Raw genomic sequence first — 20,002 nt, forward strand, 5'->3', positions numbered from 1 at the left:
GGCTCAGACGTTTGTAGCATGCACGAGGGGTGCCTCAATGGCTCGGCCACGGCGTGTCGATGCCATGAAACACGGCAAGCCAGAGGGTCGGTTGCCCCTGGGCAGTCCATTCCACCCGATGCCGGCAATGCGCCGGAATGTCCAGGCAGTCGCCAGGCACCAGCAAACGGGTGTAGTCCTCGTGCTCAAGGCGCAGGCCGGCGCTGCCGGTCAGCAACAGGATCCATTCGCCTTCGGCCTGGTCGTACCAGAAACCGGGTGGGCTGGCCTGGCCACAGGAGAGGATGCGTTCGATGCGCAAGCCAGGGCGTTGCAGCAGTTCGTCGACCCGCTCGGCAGCGGCAGGGTCGCAATGGGGCAGGGCGTTGAGCAGATTGCTGAGGGGCATGGGGAGTTCTCGCGCTGATGGAGATGCTTCCACTATGGACCTGAACGCTCTGTTGTGCGCTTCTTGACCGGCCTTGCGGATTGTAGGAGTGTTCCGAAACCAAGAAACTGGAGTAGCTATGGACAAGCTCCTGGCGATGAAGATGTTTACCGCGACCGTCGATGCCCAGGGCTTTTCTGCAGCGGCGCGCAGGCTCGGCGTGGCCACCTCGTCGGTGACGCGGCTGGTCGATGCGCTGGAGGCGGAACTCGGCACGACCCTGCTCAACCGCTCCACGCGCCAGGTCAGCCTGACCGAAGCGGGCGCACGTTATTACGCCCGGGCAAAGGAAATCTTCGATGCGCTGGACGAGGCCGATGCCAGCGTCGCCGACCGTGGCGACGAGCCGGTCGGCGTGTTGCGCCTGTGCTTGCCGGTGGAGTTCGGCCGCCGCGTGATCGCTCCGCACCTGGGGCCATTCCTGGCCCGCCACCCGTTGCTGGAGTTGGACATCGACATGAGCGATCGGCTCGATGACCTGCTCGACGGCCGCTACGATCTGTCCATTCGCCTGGGCGATCCGTCACCGAACGACGAACTGGTGTGCCGGCCACTTGGCCGCTTCCAGCGCTGGCTGGTGGCAAGCCCCGATTACCTGGCCAGTCGTGACCCACTGCTGCACCCTGAGCAATTGCTGCAACAGGCCTGCCTGCGTTTTCGCTATGGGCAGAAGGCGCGCCCCTGGCGCCTGCAGCGGGCCGATGAGGCGCTGGAGCTGGAAGTGAGCGGGCCGTTGCGCAGCGCCAACGCCGACCTGTTGCGTGAAGCGGCGCTGGCCGGCAGCGGCATCGCCTTGCTGGCCGATTGGCTGGTGCACGAGGATGTCGCGGCCGGGCGCCTGCAGCGGCTGTTTGCCGACTGGCAAGTCAGCCCCGGCACGGCCAACGACAGCATCAATGCCTTGTATTTGCCCAACCACCGCGGCTCACGGCGGGTCAACGCGTTCATCGGCTTTTGCGAGGGCCTGCTCAAGCGCTGAGCCCTGCCGTTGCGCCTGGCGCAAAGCCCCGTTGCGCCGGGGCCGGATTCTCTCGCAGGCAAGCGCTCGGTAAGGTGCCTGGCATATTCCAACCCGATGCCGAGGTACCTCGCATGAATCCTTCCCTTGCTGCTGCCCAGCCAGCCCATGCCGGCCTGAGCCGTGCCCTGGTCGCGCTGCTGGCGTTCTGCTGTGGCGCGATCGTCGCCAATATCTATTACGCGCAGCCCATCGTCGGGCTGATCGCCCCGGACCTGGGGCTGTCCACCGAGCGCGCCAGCCTGATCGTGTCACTGACCCAGCTGGGCTACGCACTGGGCCTGCTGTTGCTGGTGCCACTGGCGGACCTGGTGGAGAACCGCCGGTTGATGATCATCACCGCCGTGCTGGCCTGCGTCAGCCTGTTGCTGGCGGGGACCAGCAGCAGCGGCCAGGGGCAACTGTTCCTGGTCTATGCCTTGCTGATCGGTTTCAGTTCGGTGGCGGTGCAGATGCTCATTCCGCTGGCCGCGCACCTTGCGCCTGAGCAGCAGCGCGGGCGGGTGGTCGGCAACATCATGGGCGGCCTGCTGCTGGGTATCCTGCTGGCGCGGCCGTTGTCGAGCCTGGTCGCCGACCACTTTGGCTGGCGCACGGTATTCATCGGCGCTGCTGGCCTGATGTTGGCAATCATCCTGTTGCTGGCGCTGACCTTGCCGCGCCGAGTACCGGAGCACAAGGCAAGTTATGCCGGGCTGATGCTGTCGTTGGTCGCCTTGCTGCGCCAATACCCGGTGCTGCGTCAGCGTTCGCTGTACCAAGCGTTGATGTTCGCAGCGTTCAGCCTCTACTGGACCGCCGTGCCGCTGGCTCTGGCCACTGAACATGGCCTGTCGCAAAGCCAGATCGCCTTGTTCGCCCTGGTCGGCGCGGTCGGCGCCATCGCCGCACCGATGGCAGGCCGCCTGGCCGACGCCGGCCATGCGCGTGCCGGTTCGTTGTTGGCCCTGGTGCTGGCGCCCTTGGCACTGCTGCTGGGCCTGACCACTCCCGGCTACAGCGTGATCGGTCTGGGGCTGACCGGGGTGCTGCTGGATTTTGCGGTGCAGATGAACATGGTCATCGGCCAGCGTGAGGTCTATGCACTCGACCCGGCCAGCCGCGGACGGCTGAATGCGCTGTACATGACCAGCATCTTCCTTGGTGGGGCAGCGGGTTCGGCGGTGGCCAGCGCGGTGTTTGCCCAGCAGGGGTGGCACGGTGTGGCGCTGGTGGGGGCAGCTCTGCCGGGCTTGGCTCTGGTGGCCTACCTGCTGGCTTCGCGGCGAGGTTAGGCAATTACCGGCTCAGCGGCAAGGCGACGCCAATCAGTGCGAACAGGCTCCCGCAGCAGCGATTGAAACCCTTGCCGCCCTTGGCCAGCCATGGCCGGATACGAAATGCCAGGCGCGCCAGCACGTATTCGACCACGCATTCCACGCTGGCAAAGGTCACCGCCATGATCATGAACTGCAGCAACAGCCCCCGCTGCGGGTCGATGAACTGCGGCAGGAAGGCGCCGTAGAACAACAGTACCTTGGGGTTGGCGAGCGCAGACAGCAGGCCCTGGCGGAACATACCCTGGTTGCTCAGGCGGGCTGCACGCTCGCTCACCTGCAGATGCAGGGCAGGGCTGCGCCAGAGCTGAATGCCCAGCCACACCAGATAGGCTCCACCGACCCACTTGAGCACAGTCAGCACCGAGGCTGACGTCTGCAGCAGCGCCGTCAGCCCGAACATCGCCAGCGCAATCAGCGCACTGAAGCCGAACACCCCGCCGACGATGGTGAACAGCGTGCGGCGCGCGCCATACAGCGCACCGTGGGTCAGTGCCAGCAGGCTGTTCGGGCCGGGCGTCAGCGACAGGCCGATGCTCGCCAGCAGGTAGATGAGCCAGGTATCCAGAGTCATGATGGGGCCTTCGGTAATCAGGTGCGGCCAGACCAAGCGACGGTTGAGCCGTCGAGGACTACAGCTGGCAGCGCTCCTTAAGGGTCATTGCGGTGTGCCGAACAGGCCGGTCCAGTAGATGCCCGCATCGCTCTTCGGGTCGACCGCATAGGCCGCGCCCATTTCGCGGAAGTCCGGGTTCATCAGGGTGGCGCAGTGGCCAGGGCTGTCCAGCCAGCCATCCACCACCTTCTGCGCGGTGTCGCGCCCAGCGGCGATGTCTTCGCCGATCTGCTGGTACAGGTAGCCGGCCAGTTCCGCCCGGTCACCGGGCGTGCGCCCGTCCTTGTCGATATGGTCGAAGAAGTTCTGGTTGGCCATGGCCCGCGTGTGGCTGGCGGCCACGCCCGCCAACGCCGTGCTCCAGCTCAGCGCAGGCGCTGCGGCGAACGGCTGGCCACCGCATTGGCGGGGCGCCTTGCGTGCGTCATTGATGGCCTGCAACACCTTCTGCCCCTCGGCCTGCCAATCGCCCAAGCGCCCACTGAGCAAGGGCCGGGCAAGCACGATGCGCCAGTCGCGGCCTTCCTGGCTGACGCCGATGTCGACAAACTGCGGGTCGAGCACGACCTGGCAGAAGCTCTCCTCGATGGCATGCATGGCCGCCCGGGCATCGCGTGGGCCGGACAGGCTGATGGCCTGGACATTGACCATGGGGTAGGCGGCGCGGCTCATGGCCTGCTGCAGATCGCGAGTGCCTTCTGGCGACAGTGCCAGGCGGGTGTCGCTGTTGAGCGGCGGCAGCTCCACCGACACCTCGTCCCCGCAGCGCTGGGCCTGGCTGCGGTAGGTATTGATCGAATCGATCAGCTGCGCCTCTTCGCCGGTGACGGCCAGGGCTCCGGTCGACATGACCAGGCCCAGCGACAAGGCGGCAACGGATGACAGGACGCGCATGTGGATCTCCCTGTGACTGGCAGCGTCTTGGTATGCGCTGCTCATCCTACACAAGCGCGAGGCGTTTGGCCCGGTCTCGTGCAAAGCAAAGAAAACGCCAGCAATGACTTGCGGGCGGCAAAAGAGGGAGTAGACCGGCCAACGCCAGAAAAGTGCGATGGCGCGTCAGCGGGCCAGCGCCTGGTTCGGTTTGTAGAACAGAAAGTGCCGGGTCTCGGCCGTCTTGCGATAGGCCTTGGCCCAGTCCGGGTGCACGTTGCGGTCATGGAAATACAGCGCGCCCCTGGTCGGGTCCTTGAGCTGCTGGTTCAGTGCCTTGCGCGCGATCTCCTTGGCCACGTCGTAGCGCTGCGCTTCCTCGACCTGGTCGGAGCGCCCGTCGCACCACCAGGAAAACTGGCAGGCTTTGGTTTCCACGCCCTGCTTGACCACGCCGCAGATGGTGTCGGGAAAGCCCTCGTGGCCCAACCGGTTGAGTACCACGCTGGCCACCGCGCTCATGTCCTGGGCGTCGGCGCCCTTGGCTTCCCAGTAGATGGTGCGGGCCAGGCAGGTGATGCTGTCGTCCATCGGTGCCTGGCCTGCCGGGTCTACCGCCTGCACTTCGCCTGGGGTGATGGTTTCCGGTTTTTTCGGCGGCGGGGCATCTTCCACCACCTTTTTTTCCAGCCTCTCTGCTTTGTCTTCGGCCACCGCGGCCTTGGCGCTGTCAGCGGCATGCAAAGGGCTGGCGAGCAGGGCCGAGGTCAAGCAGATCAACATCCACGACAGGCGCATGGTCGAGTTTCCGAAGTGTGGGCTGAATCACAGTCTAGCCAAGCGGCTTCACTTGAGCGCAAGCATGAGCATCAAAGGCAAGGTCACGGCCGCCAGCACGGTCTGCAGGGCAATGATGGTGGCCATCAGCGGTGCGTTGCCGCCCATCTGCCGCGCCATCACGTAAGACGACGACGCAGTCGGCAAAGCCTGGAACAGCACGGCCACCACCGCTGCCTGGCCACCGAGCCCAAGCAGGCGGCACAGGCCCCAGGTGGTCAGCGGCATGACCAGGAACTTGAACGCCGATGCTGCCAGCAGTGGCCGCACCTGCTGGCCGAGGCTGGCGCCACCCAGCGCCGCCCCCACGCACAGCAGGCCCAGGGGCAGGGCGGCTTGGCCCAGCGCCTTGACGGTGGGTTCCAGGCCCGCCGGCAGGCCCAGGCCGGTGACCCGCAGCAACAAGCCCCCGGCGCAGCCGACGATCAACGGGTTGGCGAAGATGGCCCGCAACACGGTCGTCGGGGAGCTGTGGCGTGCGCTGAAGCGGGCAAACACCAGCACGCAGAGCAGATTGGCCAAGGGCACGATGGCGGCGTTGGCCACGGCCGCCAGCGCAATCCCGGCGCTGCCGTAGATGCCGGCGGCGAGGGTGGCGCCGATGTAGTTGTTGAAGCGCACGCCACCCTGGAACACCGAGGTGAAGTCGGCACCGTCGTGGTTTACCGCGCCTTGGTAGAGCACCAGTAGCACGGCGCCCAGCAAGGTCGAAAGCATCAGTACGCCGACCATGCCCAGCACCGGCACGCCATCAAGATTGGCCGTGGCCAGGCCATGGAGGAACAGGGAGGGCAGCAGCACGTAATAGCTCAGGCGTTCGGCGCCCGGCCAGAACGACTCGGCGAGAAAGCCGCGGATGCGCAGGAAGGTGCCCAGGGCGATCAGCAGGATGATGGGCACCAGGGTGGTCAGCAGCAGGTGAAGCATGGTGATCGTTCCGTGGTCGGGGACGGGCACAGGTTAGCGTGGCTGACTGGTTGGTAAAAACGTTGATTTCTGCAGTGACTGTTGAGAAAAACTGCACACTCAGGCGTCCATGGCAGTCTTCAATACAGCACTCAGGTGCCGCCGCTGGCTCTTTTCGTGTTCCAGCAACACCACCCGCCGCACCAACTGTGGCTCACCAAAGGGCAGGCAGGTGGCAGGTGGCAAGCGTTGCAGGTCGTCATCGGCCATAGGGATGATCGCCACCCCCAGCCCCATCACTGCCATGCGCGCCAGTGCTTCCTGGCTGTCCAGTTCCATCTGTTCGCTGACCTGCAAATGCTGGCGGCGCAGCTCCTGCTCGATCTGCCGCCCGGCCCAGGCACGCTTGTCGAAGCGCAGGAACGGCTGGCTGGCCAGCAGCTGCGGCAGGCTCTGGCCCGCCAGTTCGGGGCTGGCGATAGCCCAGAAGCGGTCTTCGAACAACGCTGTGAAGTCAAGGCTCTGCGGGTAGGGACTGACCGGTTCCGTGGTGATTGCCGCATCCAGCTCGCCATCTTCGACGCGCCGTGCAAGTTCGGCCGACATCCCGGAGTTCACGCTGATGTGCAGTTCCGGGTGATGCGCCTTGATCCATACCAGGGCCTTGGGCAGGCGTCGGGCCAGGACCGTGTGAATCGCACCCAGGCGCAATCGGCCACGCAGGCTCGGGCCACTGGCCAAGGCATCGGCCAGTTCGTCGTAGGCGCCGAGGATGTGCTCGGCCCGCGCCACCGCCAGTTGCCCGGCTTCGGTGAGCGCCACCTGGCGACGGCTGCGGTCGAACAGCGCGACCTTGAGTTCGTCCTCGAGGGTCTTGATGTGCAGGCTCACGGCCGAAGGGGTGAGGCTGAGCAGGTCGGCGGCACGGGCGAAGGTGCCGTGGCGGGCGATGGTCACCAGGGTGCGCAGGGCTTTGAGGGACACGCGAACGGGCTCCGGGCGGCAGGGGAAGTGTTTCAGTCTGTGGCTGAATGGAATGCCTGGCAAGCTGCGCAGTCCCACGTGTTACGCGGGTACGAAACCCACCTATCCCAAGTCATGGAGAAACGACATGAAAGCAGTAGTCTTCACCGCATTGCTGGCCTCGGCCGGTCTCGCCCAGGCCGCGCAAACGGTCGAACTGAAGCTGGCCGGAGCGGACGGCCCGGGCAAGTCGATCGGTACCATCAGCATCGAGCAGAACAAGTACGGCACGCTGCTCACCCCCGATCTCAAGGACCTGCCGCCGGGTGTGCATGGCTTCCACCTGCACCAGAAGGGTTCGTGCGCGGCGGCAGAGGAGAACGGCAAGCCGGTACCGGCGGGCGCGGCAGGTGGGCACTGGGACCCTGATTCCACCAACGCACACAAAGGCCCCTACGACGACAGCGGCCACCGCGGCGACCTGCCAGCGCTGTATGTCGGTGCTGATGGCATGGCCACCTACCCGGTATTGGCGCCACGGCTGAAGGCCGAAGACTTCAAGGGCCATGCGCTGATGGTGCATGCCGGTGGCGATAACCACAGCGATCACCCGCAGAAGCTGGGCGGTGGTGGTGCCCGTGTGGCGTGTGCAGTGGTCCAGTAGGCCCCAGGGCTGCTCAGGGTTGGCGCTCGGCTACCGCACGCAATGTCCGCAGCGTCACCACCGGGGCATCGACCACGAAGCGGTTGGCCAGCCAGCCCGGCACGTCCCCGGCAGGGTCAGCCTGCAACTGGTAGGTGACCTCGGTTTCCCGCTCACCGAGTGGCTTCATGATCCATTCACCGGCCAGGTGCTGCACGCGGATCAGCCCAGGCTCTTCGGGCAGGCGGCCCGGTTCGGCGCTCAGGTGCCGCACCAGGGTCCCGTCAGCCCGGCGCTCGGTGCTGACCTTGAGAATGATGTCGCGCGGCAGGGTCGGCCACGGCAGGTTGGTAGTCAGGTAGACCCAGGACGTGTCGCCTACCACATCCAGCAGGCGCATCTGGTCGCAGGCATACAGCCATTTGCACGCCACCCGCAGGTTTTCCTGAAGGTCGGTGAGGGTGCGCACGCTGGCTTTCATGGTGCTGATGCCGCGGAACTGCTGGTAGGGCGAGTCTGGGGCCGGGGCCAGGTAGACACGAATACCTTCGCGGTCGTAGGCAATTTTCCATTCATCAGCCGCCAGGCTGACGCTGGAGCAAAGCAGTACGGCAAGCATCAGGCAGCGGTTCATGGCAAGTACCGCGCTAGGGGGCAGGGCTAGTCAGTATGAGCGGCAAACAGAAAGCCCGCCAGGAGGCGGGCTTTCGGGCATCAGCCTGAACTCAACGCTGTGGGTTGAGGGTCAGGTGCACGTGACGGTTCACGTCCTTGTACAGCAGGTAGCTGAACTTGCCTGGGCCGCCGGCGTAGCAAGCTTGCGGGCAGAAGGCGCGCAGCCACATGAAGTCGCCGGCTTCCACTTCGACCCAGTCCTGGTTCAGGCGGTACACCGCCTTGCCTTCCAGCACATACAGGCCGTGTTCCATGACGTGGGTTTCAGCGAACGGAATCACGCCGCCCGGCTGGAAGGTGACAATGTTGACGTGCATGTCGTGGCGCATGTCGGCCATGTCGACGAAGCGGGTGGTGACCCAGCGGCCTTCGGTGCCCGGCATCTCGATGACGGTGGCGTTGTCGCGGTGGGTGACGAACGACTCAGGCACGGCCAGGCCTTCGACTTTCTGGTAGTGCTTGCGCAGCCAGTGGAAGGTGACGTTGGCCTTGCTGTTGTTGCGCAGGCTCCACTCGGCGCCTGGGGCCAGGAAGGCATAGCCGCCTGGGGTCAGGGTGTGATGCTTGCCTTCGACGGTGATGTCCAGCTCGCCTTCGACGATGAACACCACGGCTTCGGCATTAGGGTCCAGCTCAGGGCGCTCGCTGCCGCCTTCCGGGGCCACTTCGACGATGTACTGCGAGAAGGTTTCGGCGAAACCGGTCAGCGGGCGGGCGATGACCCACATGCGCATCTTGTCCCAGAACGGCAGGTGGCTGGTGACGATGTCACGCATCACGCCTTTAGGGATGACGGCATAGGCTTCGGTGAACATGGCACGGTCAGTCAGCAGCTCGGTCTGAGCTGGGTGCCCACCGTGGGGGGCGAAGTAGGAGTGGTTCGACATGAGCGGTCTCGACTTGTTGTTCTCTCCCCGTGCCTTGGACCACACCGGCCGGTGCGTGCAGGGGATGTGCGGACAGCATAGGGGGCAGTCCGCATCATCCACAAATTAAATGTTGAAATACTCGACATTCAGTTACTGAATGCGAACCTGGCGCCCCGCGTGGGCTTCCGGCAGCCGGTCGCCGCGGCCGAACAGCTTGTGGCGCAGGGTGCCGTCGGTGTAGTTCAGCGGGTAGCGGCCACGGCGTTGCAGTTCCGGCACCAGCAGATCGACGACGTTGGCCAGGTCGTCCGGTTGCACAGCATAGGTGAGGTTGAAACCGTCGATGCCGGTCTGGTCGAGCCAGTGTTCCAATTGGTCGGCAATCTCGCCGGGTGAGCCGACCAGTACCGGGCCACGCCCGCCCAGGCCGACGAATTCGGCGGCTTCACGCACGGTCCAGCGGCGGTTCGGGTCGGCGGCGGTGAACGCCGCCAGGGCGGCACGGCCAGCATCGTTCTCGACATATTCGATGGGGGCATCCGGGTCGAGGCCGGCGAAGTCGATACCGGTCCAGCCCGAAAGCAGGGTAAGGGCGGCGTCAAGGTCGACGTAGCGGCGGTATTCGGCAAAGCGCGCCTGGGCTTCATGCGGCGTAGGCGCGACGATCAGCAGTGCCTGGGCATAGATCAGCACCTCATCACGGCCACGCCCGGCCACTTCGCTGGCTTGGCGGATGCCGTCGGCGTAGCGGCGCAGCACGGTGGGCGTCGGGCCACTAATGAACACGCACTCGGCATGCCGGGCGGCGAACTGTTGCCCACGCGCCGAGGCGCCGGCCTGGAACAGTACCGGGGTGCGCTGGGGCGAAGGCTGGCACAAGTGCATGCCGGGCACCTGGAAGTGCTCGCCGGCATGGTTGATGGCATGCACTTTAGACGGTTCGATGTAGCGTCCGCTTTCGCGCTCCAGTTGCACGGCATCGTCTTCCCAGCTTTTTTCCCAGAGTTTGTACAGCACCTCCAGGTATTCCTCGGCCAGGTCGTAGCGCTGGTCATGGCCCAGCTGGCGGGCCAGGCCCAGGTTGCGCGCGGCGCTGTCGAGGTAGCCGGTGACGATGTTCCAGCCGACCCGGCCATTGCTCAGGTGGTCGAGTGTGGACATGCGCCGGGCGAATGGATAAGGGTGTTCATAGGTCAGCGAAAAGGTTACGCCGAAGCCCAGGTGCTCGGTGGCCCCGGCCATGGCCGGGACCAGCAGCAGCGGGTCGTTGACCGGCACCTGCACGCCACCGCGCAGGGCGGCTTGCGGGCCACCCTGGTAGACGTCGTAGATACCCAGCACGTCGGCGATGAACAGCGCATCAAACAGCCCGCGCTCCAGCAGGCGCGCGAGGTCGGTCCAGTAGTCCAGGCGGTTGAACGCCACGCTGGTGTTGCGCGGGTGGCGCCAAAGCCCCGGGGACTGGTGGCTGGCAGCGTTCATGCTGAAGGCGTTGAAGCGGATGTGGCGGGGCATTGCCTTCACTCCCTGGTCACGGCAATACAGAAGCCGGGTAGATGGCATCGGCGACCTGCAACTTGTGCGGGATCAGGCCCAGGCCCTGGAAGGTATCGGCCAGTTTCTGCTGCTCGGCGACGATCTGCGGGGTGATGGCCACGGCGTTATAGTTGCGCCGCTCGCTGGCCACCTCCAGCACATTGGCGCTGATGCCCAGTTGCGGTGCCAGCAGTGCGGCGACTTCGGCGGGCTTGGCGTTGGCCCACTGGCTGACCTTGCCCAGCTCGCTGAAGAAGGTCTTCAGCAGGTCGCGGTGCTGGTCGGCGAAGGTGGCGGTAGACAGATAGAAGGTGCGGTTGTTGGTCAGGCCGCTGCCATCGCGCAGGTTCTTCAGGCCCGGCTGGCTTTCGGCCGCGGCGAGGAACGGGTCCCACAGGGTCACGGCCTGCACGCTGCCCGATTGCAGGGCGGCGACGGCATCGGCAGCGTTGTTGACGTAGGCCGGGGTGATGTCCTGATAGCTCAGGCCGGCCTGTTCCAGGGCCACCGCCAGCAAGTATTGGGCGTTCCAGCCGCGGCCGGTGGCCACGCGCTTGCCTTTGAGGTCCTGCACCGCGGTGAGGTGATCCTGCTCGCGCACCACCAGGCCGATGCCGCGCGGGTAGGGTTGTTCGGCGGCGAGGTAGACCACCGGCTTGCCGGCGGCCTGGGCGAATACCGATGGCGCGTCGGCAGCGTGGCCCAGGTCGATGGCGCCGGTGCTCAGCGCTTCGAGCAGCTGCGGGCCGGCGGCGAATTCGTGCCAGCTGACGTTCACGCCTTGGGGCGCCAGGGCCTTTTCCAGCGCGCCGCTGCCTTTGAGGATGTTGATGCTGTTGAACTTCTGATAACCGATGCGCAGGGTCTTGGTGTCTTCGGCGAAGGCACTGGACCAGGGCAGCAGGCTGCTGGCGACAGTCGCCAGGAGGCCGCCGACCAGCAGGCGGCGAAGGGGGGAGAAGGGCATGGGCGTCGCTCCTTGAGGGGTGGGAAACGGTGTACCCAGCCTAAGGAGGAGGCGTTTGGCTTTCAATTTCTTAATTCCATTTTGTTAGATTGTTTTGTTCTTTTTATATCCTTTTGTTGCTGTGTCGTCTGATGTCGAAATTTTCACATCCTCTTGCTAGGATTCGAACCCATCAAAAGGAGCCCTGTTCATGCCCATCCTGCGCCGGCGCAGTACCCGTATCGCCCTGACTGCCACCACCGGGCTGGTCGCCGCCACCCTGGGTTTTTTCGCCTGGCAATCGTTCTACCCGGTGCAGGCTGCCAGTGGCTGGCGTGTCGAGGTGCTGCACCGCGACGTGGCCAAGGCCGCTTCGTTGCTGCCCCAGGCCGACGGCAGCCTGCTGGTCAGCCGTGAGCTGGATGACGGCAAAGGCAGCATTCTCAAGATCACTGCCAGCGGCGACCGCGTGGTGCTGATCGACAACCTGTCCAAGCCCGACGGCATGGTCGCGGCACAGGGTGGCTGGGTGTTCAGCCAGGAAGGCGGCCACGCGCCGGTCAGCTTGTCCCGCGATGGCCAGGTCACCCGCCTGTTCGACGGCGACAGCGTGCAGGGGCTGTGGAACGATGGCGATCACCTGTATGCCATCGAAGACCGCAAGGGCAACGGGCGCCTGATGCGCTATGAGTGGGCCAGCGGCCAGCTCGAGGTGCTGCGCGCGGGGCTGACCGAAACCGAAGGCCTGACCCGCTGCGCCGACGGCCGCCTGCTGTACACCGAGAAAGGCACCGGCATCGTTCGTGCGTTGTCCGACGACGGTAAAGACCCGGTGGTGGTCGAGGGCCTGCGCCATCCCACCTTCCTGCTGTGCGACCAGCGCGGCCTGTGGATCAGCGAAGACAACACCCACCGCGCGCGCCTGCTGCGGGTGGACGCCGATGGTACCCAGCACGTGGTGCTGACCTTCCTCAAGGCGCCGCAATCGATCATCGCCGATGGCAAGGGTGGCTACCTGCTCGCCGAAGGCGGGCGCAATCGCGTGCTGCAACTGAGCCCGCCTGCCGACGAGGCCACTGCCCAGCGTTAACTGGGCAGGCGCCGCTTGCGACCTGGCAGCAGGCCCAGCACCAGCATGCAACCGAGCAGGATCACCAGGCCGCCAGCGGCCTGTAGCAGGCTCAAGGCTTCGCCAAGGAACAGCGCGCCGACCAGCACCGCCACCAGGGTGACCACGAACTCGACGCTGATGGTGCGCGTTGCACCGATGCGCGCCACCAGGCCGAAATACAGCACATAGGTGGTGGCGCTCATCACGCTGCCGCTGAGCAGCAGGTACAGCCAGTCACTGGCCTGTGGCAGGCTGGGCAGCGGGACGACCAGCAGCAACGGCAAGGTCAGCACACCGCCTGCCAGGAAGGCGCCACCCGTGACGGTCCAGGGGTCTTGCCCGCGCAGGCGCAGGCTGGCGTAGTTGCTGCCGAAGGCTGCGCACAGGCAGCCGAACACCGAGGCGAGGCAGCCGTGGATGAAGTCCTCGGTGACCGGCTGCGCCGGGAAGCCCACCAGCATGACGATGCCCAGCACCCCCAGCAGCAGGCCTAGCAGGCCTTGTGGCGTGATTTTTTCGATGCCCCAGAGGCGGCCGATGATCATCGAAAACAGCGGAATGGTGGCAACCAGAATGGCCGACATCGCGGTACCGATGCGCGGGGTGGCGTAGGACAGGCCGATCAGCTGCCCGGCGACGGTGGTGGCGCCGACCACCAGCAAAGGTTTGAGCAGCGGGCGCAGGCGCAGGCCACGGCCCAGCAGGGCGGCGAGCATGGCCAGGGTGCCGCCGGCGATGAAGGCGCGCAGGCTGACCGCGCCGACCCAGCCAAAGGCGTGCACCACCTTGAGCACCACCAGGAAGGAAAAGCCCCAGGCGATGGCCAGGAACAGGTAGGCGGCGATATCGCGGGGTTGCATGCGGCAAGGTCCATCCAGAAAGGAGGAGCGCAGGCTAGCGGGTTGTCGCAAAGCTTTTCAAGCCTGCCCAGCCACCAACAGCAACGACTGCGGCACCGGGCTCTGCGGATGCTGCGGCTCCTGCAGGCTCAGCAACCGGAACCCTGCCATGTCCAGAGCATTCAGCCAGCTGGCCAAGGTCCGGAAGTACCACGGCATCGGCCGCCAGTCTCCCGCAAAGCCAGCAAATGACTCTTCACGCCAGCCGTCCTGATAGTCCCCGCCCGCCACGCTCCAGGGATGCAGCGTCTGGATCACCAGTTCGCCACCGGGCGTCAGCAGTGCTTTCATGGCCGCCAGCAAGGGAATAATGTCTTGCTGCAACAGGGCGAAATTGGCACAGATCAGTTCGTAGCCACTGCCGATGTCCACTGCACCTTCGGCCAGCTGCGCATAGCTGGCCTGGTGCACCTGCGTCGAGCCTGCGGCCCGCGAAGCTTCGACCAGCGCGGCGTCGCCATCCACGCCAGTCACCTCGATGCCACGATCGGCCAGCGCCCGCAGCAACCAGCCTTCGCCGCAACCCAGGTCCAGCACCCGCTCAGGCTGGCGACCGAGGATCGCCAGCAGGATCGCCTGGTCGGTGACCTGCAGGCGGCTCTCGATAGCGCCGCCACGCACGGCGTCTATCCACGCCCGAGCATTGTGCTGCCAGCTGTGCAGCAGGGCGTCTTCGGGGTTGGGCATGTCGGTGATCCTGAGCAGTGGGACTGCTCAAGCATAGGCGTTCACCGACGCCTTGTCCGAGGGAGACCGAGCAGGAGCCTGGAGCGCTTCGCGCCCATAGAAGCCCAAGGCAGTGGCCCAGGTGGTCAACCACACGAAAATCCCGGCCCAGAAGGTGTGCGACATGTAGTGCCAGCCTTGCAGTACGCGAGTGGTGCCGTAGACGAAGCCGATCAGCAGGATGGCCACCAGCAGCTTGCGCGCATGCTGCCAGCGGTAACGCAGTGCCACGAAGTACAGCGCCAGCAGGGTGAAGCCGCTGGACGCGTGGCCGCCTGGCCAGCACCGGCCTTCACCGGCCTTGCTGAACCACTTGAAGTTCTCGTACCACTCCACGTGCGCCTCAGGGCCGCCGTAGAGGGTGGTTTCCACCGGGCAATACACGCTGGTGTGGCTTTTCAGGTAATGAATGACCGTGGTGCACAGGGCAAATGCCACCACCACGAACAGGAAGTCGCGGCGATGACGGCTGGTGAAGCGCAGCACCGGGCTGATTCTGGCGGCATTCAGGCCGCGGGTGATCAGCGCGTCGGGGTGGTTGGCCAGGCGTGGCCAGATGAACGACAGCAGCGAACCGATGATCGCCGCCTCGCCGGTCCAGTTCGGCAGGATGCGCGGCCATTTGTGGGTCACTTTCTCGAACAGTTGGTCGTGCAACAGCGGGAACTGCCCGGTGACCGGGTCAAGCAGCAGGTTGCTGATCCAGCGGTCCAGCGTGGTGAGGTCGAACAGCAGGAACGTGATCGCTGCCAGCAGCAGTGGCAATAGCAAATTGTTGACGTAGAACGTGGTGCGTGAAGAACCGGGCATGCTTACTTCCCTGTGCTGCTGTTGAGTGTCTGCCATTGGTTGGCGTTGAGTTGCCCGAGCAAGTGTGCCTTGCCGTTGCTGTCTTTGCTGATGAACAGTGCACTGGCATAGCCAGCAACGCGTTCGCCGCCCGCTACGCGCAGTTGCCGTTCGAGGTGGTCGATGCAGCCACTGTGGGTGACCAGCACCAGGTTGTGGCCTTCGCGCTTGTGGGCCAGGGCAGCGTCGGCAAAGGTGCTGTCACAGCGTGCCAGCCAGTCTTGGGTTTCGATAGCCTTGCCGAAGATGGACGATGCTGTCTGCTGGGTGCGCACTTCCGGGCTGCTGAGGATATCGGCATTGGCCAGGCCCAGGCGGCGGATGCCGTCGCCAACGGCGGTTGCGGCCTGGTTGCCGTCCACGGTGATGCCGGCAGGGTCGCCCAGGCAGGCATGGTTGGAGCGGTCGCAGCGTTCGGCATGGCGGATCAGGACAATCACCTTGCCGCTGCTCCAGGCGTTGTACACGCCATGCTCGCTCATCAGTTGCGCGCTGCCCAGGTTGGTGACATGCGTACGAAGCACGTGCCAGAGGCCGAATGCCGTGAAGGCCAGCAACAAGGCCAGCAGCCAGACAACGGGCAGTCTCCGGCGTTTCAGGCGCAGAAGGCGCGGGTGCGTCGCTATTACATTTTCCAGCATGCTGCCACTCCGAGGACAAGGCTGGCAGCACCTTATCCTCGGCTTTGTGGCCCAATAGTGAAGCGGATGTGAAAATTGTCTTATCCCTGCCAGCTGCCGCCGAACGTCCTGTGCTGGCTGGCGCGGTTTTTTGGGCAGCTTGAGGCCCGCGCCCTGCGGGGAGTGAATCAGGCTGCTGCGGCAACCGGCAACGCGGGTTGCTCGCGACGAATGCTGGCCAGCGGCACCGCCACCAGCAGCAAGGTCAGCACTACCGTCACGCCGATGCCCCAGGCCGCCAGGCTGAAGCCACCCAGCGAAATCAACCCGCCGGAGATCGCCGGGCCTACCGCCAGCCCAAGGCTGAGGAAGCTGCCGGCGGCAGCCACTACGCGGCCCTCGCGGTCCAGCGCTGCGGCCAACCCGGTAAGGTAGCTGAGGGCGTAGAAGTAGGTGATGCAGATGGTCATCACCCCAGCGGTGTACAAGGTCTTGGAGTGCTCACCCAGCACATAGCTGAGGCTGGTTGCGCCGGTCAGCAGAATCGCCAGGATTACCGGTGTGCTCATGCCGAAGCGCTTGCCGACCATGGCGGCGATCAGCGGCCCGATCAGGCCGACGAACGACTGGAACGACAACAGCACGCCCAGTTCATCGCCGCTGTAGCCGACCAAGGTGCCGATCCGCTCGACAAAGGCCCAGCCCATGGTGTCGCGGGCCTGGAACACGAACATCGCCAGCATCATGCAGATGGCCGGCAGGCTCAGCAGGACATTGCCTGCCCCTGGCTGGCCGGCTGGCGCTTGAGCTGAAGGTTCGGCAACCGGTGCGCGCTGCGCCATCGCCGGTATGGCCAGCAGCATCACCGCCATGGTCGCTGCCATCGCGTAATACAAACCGTGCAGGCCATGGGCGGCCATGACCTTGGCGTAACCCAGCATCACCACGATCATCAGCACCACCGACAGCACGTTCATGTGCCCGGCTACCCGGTCCGGGTGCTTGGCGCTGGACACGGCAGCATTGCCACAGGCCAGCGCCAGGCCGGCGCCAATACCCGCAACACAGCGTACTGCCGCGAGTGCATAGAGGCTGTCGACATTGGCACTGAGCAGGTTGGCGGCAATCGCCAGCAGGGTGCCGGCCAGCGCCAGGGTGCGCCGGGGCGCGCGGCCCATGAACGGGGCGACCAGCAGCGAGGCGAGCATGGTGAAGCCGAACTCGGCCGACATCAGCAGCCCGGCCTGGGCTTCGTTGAGTTGCAAATCGTGAATGATGGCGCTGATCAGGAACGGCAAGGCCCACAGCCCGAGCAGGCCGACGCCGTAGGCAGACGCGGCGGCGGAGAACACCAGGCTCCAGCTCTCGGGCAAGCAGTGTTTTATTGTTTTCATTGGGGTAACCCCTGAATGGCAGGCACAGCGTTGGGTAGACGCGCGCCGGTGGTTGGCGCGCGCAGGGTAGTGTTACTGCTGGCTCTCGTCGACCGGGGTGCCGTCGTCGTACTGCGACAGCCAGCTGACCATCGCATCGCGGTAACGGGTGAAGCCCTTGTAGTCGACCAGTTCCTGGTCCAGGTCGCGGATCACCCGGTGCATGCGTTTGGCCCACTGTGGCGCGAACTCGGCCAGCTCTTGCAGGCTGACCAGGTAGGTGCGCACCGGGAACAGCACGGCGTTGCTGCGCGGCAGGCGGTGCAGCGGTTGCAGCTCGATGCGCAGGTTGACCAGCTCGCCGGCGTTTTCGGCGGTCACCGTGGTGCGCTCCGGGGCCCAGTCAGGCAGGGTTTCGGCGGAGGTTTCCAGGCGCGGGTTGACCGTGATCGACCAGTTGGTGCGGCGCACCGGGTGGCCAGGGCGCAGGCGCAGGAGGAACTTCAGCGCCCGCTGCAGGATGCTCATTTCATGCAGCTTGGGCACCGGGCCGTGGAATTCCATGAAGCTCATGCCGAGGTTGAAACGCAGCGAGTAGTCGGCGCGCTGGGTGGCCATGCCGGCGCCCATCACCAGGGTGTCGTCACGCTCCTCAAGCAGAATGAACTCGCCCTGGGCCTGGCGGGTGATGTATTCCATCGGCTCCATCGGCAGGGTGCTGGCGTCACCGAAGGTGAAGGTCTGGTCGATCTGCAGCGGGCGGTTGACCCAGTGCCACTGGCTGCCTTTCTTCTCCAGGGTGAAGTGCTCGGGGTAGTCGCGCGAGTACGACTCCATCAGCAGTTCCAGCAGGTCCCACTGGGCTTCCATCATGTGCGGCAGGGCGGCGTAGTGCACGCCCGGCTGGCTGTCGAGGGTGTGCGCACGGTGGTGGCATTCGGAGATGTAGTGCTCGTCTATGTCGAACTGCCCGCGCAGCGCGCCCGTGCCGAACGGCACGTGTGGCTCGACGTTCATCGAGTACATGTACTGGTCTTCCGGATACGGGAAGGGCAGGCGCAGTACGGCTTCGCGGCTGTTCTTGTAGGTGTGGCCCTGGCCTGCGTCGGCGTAGGTCTCGATCGGCTTGAATACGGTCATGTTGTTGTTTTCCTGTTTCAGAGGTCTACGACCAGGCGGCTGCAGTTGGCGCGGGATACGCAAGGCATGAATTTGCGCTGGCTCAGTTTGTCTTCCTCGCTGAGCCAGTCGTCGCGATGGTCGAGTTCGCCATCGAGGTCCAGCACTTCGGTCTCGCAGTAGCCGCAGGCACCGCCGCGGCACAGGTAGGGCACCTTGTAGCCGGCCTGTTCGGCGGCTTCGAGCAACGACTGTTCGGCCGGCACTTCGATGGTCACGCCCTGGCGGGCCAGGGTGACGCTGAACGGCTGGCCGCTGGAGCCTTGCTCGACAAAGCGCTCATAGTGGATGTGGCTGTCGGTCCAGCCGAGGGCGTGGGCGCTGTCGAGGGTGTCGTCGATCATGCTGTCCGGGCCGCAGACATACACGTGGCTGCCCAACGGGCGGTCAGCGAGAATGTGGCGGATATCCATGCGTGCATCGACGCCTTGCACATATAAATGCACGCGCTCGCCGTAGCGTGCCTGCAGCTCCAGGCCCAGGGCGGTGTGTTCGGGGCCGCGCACGGCCAGGTGCAGCTCGAAGGTGGCCTGCTTGAGTTGCAGCTCTTCCAGTTGCGAATAGACCGGGGTAATGCCCACGCCGCCGGCAATGAACACGTGCTGGCGGGCATGCTTGGCCAGCGGGAACAGGTTGGCGGGTTGCAGGATCTGCAGCAGGTCGCCTTCCGCGACCCGGTCATGCAGGTAGCGCGAGCCGCCCCGGCCTTCGCTTACCCGGCGCACGGCGATCTGGTAGGCGCTGGAGTCGTAGGGCGAGCTCATCAGCGAGTAGGCGTTGCGGTGGGTCTTGTCGCCGTCTTCGAGCACCACCACAACATGGCTGCCGCCGGAAAACGCCGGCAGGTGCTTGCCGGCCGGATCGACCAGGGTAAAGCGGGTGATTTCCGGGGTGAGCGCTTCGATGCGGGCGACGCGCACGCTGAGGGTGCCGTTATGGGTATTCATGTGTCGAGCTCCTCGGCTGCTGGCAGTTCGCCCGGGACTTCGCCATCGGCCTTGATGCCCTGGAAGGCGGCCAGGCGGCGGGAATAGTGGTCGCGCACCACCAGGTCGAGCTGGCAACCGGGGCAACTGAATACGCGCTGAGTGACGTTCTCGGTGTAGGTGTCGCAGTGCGCGCACCACACGCGGCGGACCAAGGTGCCGCTGTGTTCGCGCAGCACTTCGTCGCGGTTCAGGTCGACCGCATTGGCGGCTTGCATGGCGGTGCCGATGAAGCTTTCCGAGCCACTGAGGTACAGGCGCGTGCCCATGTGGGCCTGGCCCAGCCGTTCGCGCAGGGCGGCGATCAGTGCCTGGTTGCTGGGGAACACCTCCAGCCCGGCCGCTTCTGCGGCTTGCAGGGCCTGCAGGTGGTCGTGCCCGGAGAACGACTCGGTGGAATAGAGCAGGGTGCTGTGCGCGCGCTGTGCGGGGGACATGTCCGCGATCAGGCGCAGCATGGCCGCGCCGCCGCTGCCCTGGCCCGCGATCAGGTGGCGCAGGCCGCCTGCCATGGGCCGCAGCTGGTCATAGACCGGGCGGCTTTTGATGCCGGTGATAAGCATGGTGACACACCTCGTAAGCCCGAACCCCCGGGCTGTGCCGGAAGGTAACGTTGACGGCTGATTTCAGGCTC

Annotated in this window: 22 protein-coding genes; 4 read left to right on the top strand and 18 right to left on the bottom strand. The window is 65.3% G+C overall.

What is annotated here, in order from left to right; genetic code table 11:
- Window positions 1-34 precede the first annotated feature (34 nt).
- Window positions 35-388 carry a cupin gene (locus ABE528_RS03595; RefSeq protein ID WP_346652218.1) on the bottom strand — a complete coding sequence of 118 codons (354 nt, stop codon included), beginning with the start codon at window positions 386-388 and terminating at the stop codon, window positions 35-37.
- A 118-nt stretch (window positions 389-506) separates the two neighbouring features.
- Here ABE528_RS03595 and ABE528_RS03600 point away from each other — a divergent pair, with 118 nt between their 5' ends.
- Both ABE528_RS03600 and ABE528_RS03605 read left to right on the top strand, forming a co-directional pair.
- Window positions 507-1,406 carry a LysR family transcriptional regulator gene (locus ABE528_RS03600; protein WP_152956641.1) on the top strand — a complete coding sequence of 300 codons (900 nt, stop codon included), beginning with the start codon at window positions 507-509 and terminating at the stop codon, window positions 1,404-1,406.
- Window positions 1,407-1,519: 113 nt separating this feature from the next.
- The gene (locus ABE528_RS03605; protein ID WP_346652219.1) at window positions 1,520-2,719 is read left to right on the top strand and encodes an MFS transporter; all 1,200 of its coding nucleotides are present in this window, start codon (window positions 1,520-1,522) and stop codon (window positions 2,717-2,719) included.
- Between the two features lie 4 nt (window positions 2,720-2,723).
- Here ABE528_RS03605 and ABE528_RS03610 read toward each other — a convergent pair whose 3' ends face one another.
- The 5 genes from ABE528_RS03610 to ABE528_RS03630 all read right to left on the bottom strand — a co-directional run bounded on the left by ABE528_RS03610 (window position 2,724) and on the right by ABE528_RS03630 (window position 6,977).
- A complete protein-coding gene (locus tag ABE528_RS03610; RefSeq protein WP_152956643.1) occupies window positions 2,724-3,335 on the bottom strand; it encodes a LysE family transporter in 612 nt (203 codons plus the stop codon).
- Window positions 3,336-3,419: 84 nt separating this feature from the next.
- Window positions 3,420-4,271, bottom strand: coding sequence for a CAP domain-containing protein (locus tag ABE528_RS03615; RefSeq protein ID WP_346652220.1), 852 nt, complete (start codon window positions 4,269-4,271; stop codon window positions 3,420-3,422).
- A gap of 165 nt (window positions 4,272-4,436) precedes the next feature.
- Entirely contained in the window at window positions 4,437-5,048 is a 612-nt protein-coding gene (locus ABE528_RS03620; RefSeq protein ID WP_346652221.1) for a cell wall hydrolase, read from the bottom strand.
- Between the two features lie 48 nt (window positions 5,049-5,096).
- Entirely contained in the window at window positions 5,097-6,014 is a 918-nt protein-coding gene (locus ABE528_RS03625) for an AEC family transporter (protein WP_346652222.1), read from the bottom strand.
- A gap of 99 nt (window positions 6,015-6,113) precedes the next feature.
- A complete protein-coding gene (locus ABE528_RS03630) occupies window positions 6,114-6,977 on the bottom strand; it encodes a LysR family transcriptional regulator (RefSeq protein WP_346652223.1) in 864 nt (287 codons plus the stop codon).
- 127 nt (window positions 6,978-7,104) lie between these two features.
- On the opposite strand from ABE528_RS03630, the gene sodC reads away from it, so the two are divergent.
- Complete coding sequence (gene sodC, locus ABE528_RS03635) at window positions 7,105-7,620, top strand: superoxide dismutase [Cu-Zn] SodC (RefSeq protein ID WP_346652224.1); 516 nt, start codon at window positions 7,105-7,107, stop codon at window positions 7,618-7,620.
- Between the two features lie 13 nt (window positions 7,621-7,633).
- Here the strand turns inward: sodC and ABE528_RS03640 are convergent, their stop codons facing one another.
- The 4 genes from ABE528_RS03640 to ABE528_RS03655 all read right to left on the bottom strand — a co-directional run bounded on the left by ABE528_RS03640 (window position 7,634) and on the right by ABE528_RS03655 (window position 11,646).
- A complete protein-coding gene (locus ABE528_RS03640; protein ID WP_346652225.1) occupies window positions 7,634-8,233 on the bottom strand; it encodes an START domain-containing protein in 600 nt (199 codons plus the stop codon).
- Between the two features lie 91 nt (window positions 8,234-8,324).
- Complete coding sequence (locus tag ABE528_RS03645; protein ID WP_027918838.1) at window positions 8,325-9,161, bottom strand: bifunctional allantoicase/(S)-ureidoglycine aminohydrolase; 837 nt, start codon at window positions 9,159-9,161, stop codon at window positions 8,325-8,327.
- Window positions 9,162-9,293: 132 nt separating this feature from the next.
- Window positions 9,294-10,658, bottom strand: a complete 1,365-nt coding sequence (locus ABE528_RS03650) for an LLM class flavin-dependent oxidoreductase (RefSeq protein ID WP_346652226.1) — start codon at window positions 10,656-10,658, stop codon at window positions 9,294-9,296.
- Between the two features lie 16 nt (window positions 10,659-10,674).
- Window positions 10,675-11,646, bottom strand: a complete 972-nt coding sequence (locus ABE528_RS03655) for an aliphatic sulfonate ABC transporter substrate-binding protein (protein ID WP_346652227.1) — start codon at window positions 11,644-11,646, stop codon at window positions 10,675-10,677.
- Between the two features lie 190 nt (window positions 11,647-11,836).
- Between ABE528_RS03655 and ABE528_RS03660 the strand changes: the two genes are divergently transcribed.
- Window positions 11,837-12,715 (top strand): hypothetical protein, encoded by an 879-nt coding sequence (locus tag ABE528_RS03660; protein WP_346652228.1) that lies wholly within the window; start codon window positions 11,837-11,839, stop codon window positions 12,713-12,715.
- Here the strand turns inward: ABE528_RS03660 and ABE528_RS03665 are convergent.
- From ABE528_RS03665 to ABE528_RS03700, 8 genes are all read right to left on the bottom strand, one after another.
- Window positions 12,712-13,596, bottom strand: a complete 885-nt coding sequence (locus ABE528_RS03665) for a DMT family transporter (protein WP_346652229.1) — start codon at window positions 13,594-13,596, stop codon at window positions 12,712-12,714. The genes ABE528_RS03660 and ABE528_RS03665 overlap by 4 nt on opposite strands.
- 57 nt (window positions 13,597-13,653) lie before the next feature.
- Entirely contained in the window at window positions 13,654-14,322 is a 669-nt protein-coding gene (locus ABE528_RS03670) for a class I SAM-dependent methyltransferase (RefSeq protein ID WP_152956653.1), read from the bottom strand.
- Between the two features lie 27 nt (window positions 14,323-14,349).
- Window positions 14,350-15,171 carry a phosphatase PAP2 family protein gene (locus ABE528_RS03675; RefSeq protein ID WP_346652230.1) on the bottom strand — a complete coding sequence of 274 codons (822 nt, stop codon included), beginning with the start codon at window positions 15,169-15,171 and terminating at the stop codon, window positions 14,350-14,352.
- A gap of 2 nt (window positions 15,172-15,173) precedes the next feature.
- Window positions 15,174-15,851: a histidine phosphatase family protein gene (locus ABE528_RS03680; RefSeq protein ID WP_346652231.1), complete on the bottom strand. Its 678-nt coding sequence runs from the start codon at window positions 15,849-15,851 to the stop codon at window positions 15,174-15,176.
- A 167-nt stretch (window positions 15,852-16,018) separates the two neighbouring features.
- Complete coding sequence (locus tag ABE528_RS03685) at window positions 16,019-17,224, bottom strand: MFS transporter (protein WP_152956656.1); 1,206 nt, start codon at window positions 17,222-17,224, stop codon at window positions 16,019-16,021.
- 72 nt (window positions 17,225-17,296) lie between these two features.
- On the bottom strand, window positions 17,297-18,343 hold the full coding sequence (locus ABE528_RS03690; RefSeq protein WP_346652232.1) for a DUF3445 domain-containing protein: 1,047 nt from the start codon (window positions 18,341-18,343) through the stop codon (window positions 17,297-17,299).
- 17 nt (window positions 18,344-18,360) lie between these two features.
- Window positions 18,361-19,329, bottom strand: a complete 969-nt coding sequence (locus tag ABE528_RS03695; RefSeq protein ID WP_152956658.1) for a PDR/VanB family oxidoreductase — start codon at window positions 19,327-19,329, stop codon at window positions 18,361-18,363.
- On the bottom strand, window positions 19,326-19,931 hold the full coding sequence (locus tag ABE528_RS03700; protein WP_346652233.1) for a dimethylamine monooxygenase subunit DmmA family protein: 606 nt from the start codon (window positions 19,929-19,931) through the stop codon (window positions 19,326-19,328). The genes ABE528_RS03695 and ABE528_RS03700 overlap by 4 nt, the downstream gene beginning before the upstream one ends.
- Window positions 19,932-20,002 lie beyond the last annotated feature (71 nt).

This window comes from Pseudomonas sp. TWI628 (genome assembly GCF_039673865.1).
GTDB lineage: Bacteria > Pseudomonadota > Gammaproteobacteria > Pseudomonadales > Pseudomonadaceae > Aquipseudomonas.

Coding starts and splice junctions, on each gene's coding strand:
- ABE528_RS03695 (WP_152956658.1), bottom strand. CDS start 19,329: ATGAATACCCATAACGGCACCCTCAGCGTGCGCGTCGCCCGCATCGAA.
- ABE528_RS03655 (WP_346652227.1), bottom strand. CDS start 11,646: ATGCCCTTCTCCCCCCTTCGCCGCCTGCTGGTCGGCGGCCTCCTGGCG.
- ABE528_RS03640 (WP_346652225.1), bottom strand. CDS start 8,233: ATGAACCGCTGCCTGATGCTTGCCGTACTGCTTTGCTCCAGCGTCAGC.
- sodC (WP_346652224.1), top strand. CDS start 7,105: ATGAAAGCAGTAGTCTTCACCGCATTGCTGGCCTCGGCCGGTCTCGCC.
- ABE528_RS03670 (WP_152956653.1), bottom strand. CDS start 14,322: ATGCCCAACCCCGAAGACGCCCTGCTGCACAGCTGGCAGCACAATGCT.
- ABE528_RS03690 (WP_346652232.1), bottom strand. CDS start 18,343: ATGACCGTATTCAAGCCGATCGAGACCTACGCCGACGCAGGCCAGGGC.
- ABE528_RS03675 (WP_346652230.1), bottom strand. CDS start 15,171: ATGCCCGGTTCTTCACGCACCACGTTCTACGTCAACAATTTGCTATTG.
- ABE528_RS03595 (WP_346652218.1), bottom strand. CDS start 388: ATGCCCCTCAGCAATCTGCTCAACGCCCTGCCCCATTGCGACCCTGCC.
- ABE528_RS03600 (WP_152956641.1), top strand. CDS start 507: ATGGACAAGCTCCTGGCGATGAAGATGTTTACCGCGACCGTCGATGCC.
- ABE528_RS03605 (WP_346652219.1), top strand. CDS start 1,520: ATGAATCCTTCCCTTGCTGCTGCCCAGCCAGCCCATGCCGGCCTGAGC.
- ABE528_RS03645 (WP_027918838.1), bottom strand. CDS start 9,161: ATGTCGAACCACTCCTACTTCGCCCCCCACGGTGGGCACCCAGCTCAG.
- ABE528_RS03665 (WP_346652229.1), bottom strand. CDS start 13,596: ATGCAACCCCGCGATATCGCCGCCTACCTGTTCCTGGCCATCGCCTGG.
- ABE528_RS03610 (WP_152956643.1), bottom strand. CDS start 3,335: ATGACTCTGGATACCTGGCTCATCTACCTGCTGGCGAGCATCGGCCTG.
- ABE528_RS03685 (WP_152956656.1), bottom strand. CDS start 17,224: ATGAAAACAATAAAACACTGCTTGCCCGAGAGCTGGAGCCTGGTGTTC.
- ABE528_RS03615 (WP_346652220.1), bottom strand. CDS start 4,271: ATGCGCGTCCTGTCATCCGTTGCCGCCTTGTCGCTGGGCCTGGTCATG.
- ABE528_RS03650 (WP_346652226.1), bottom strand. CDS start 10,658: ATGCCCCGCCACATCCGCTTCAACGCCTTCAGCATGAACGCTGCCAGC.
- ABE528_RS03680 (WP_346652231.1), bottom strand. CDS start 15,851: ATGCTGGAAAATGTAATAGCGACGCACCCGCGCCTTCTGCGCCTGAAA.
- ABE528_RS03625 (WP_346652222.1), bottom strand. CDS start 6,014: ATGCTTCACCTGCTGCTGACCACCCTGGTGCCCATCATCCTGCTGATC.
- ABE528_RS03620 (WP_346652221.1), bottom strand. CDS start 5,048: ATGCGCCTGTCGTGGATGTTGATCTGCTTGACCTCGGCCCTGCTCGCC.
- ABE528_RS03700 (WP_346652233.1), bottom strand. CDS start 19,931: ATGCTTATCACCGGCATCAAAAGCCGCCCGGTCTATGACCAGCTGCGG.
- ABE528_RS03660 (WP_346652228.1), top strand. CDS start 11,837: ATGCCCATCCTGCGCCGGCGCAGTACCCGTATCGCCCTGACTGCCACC.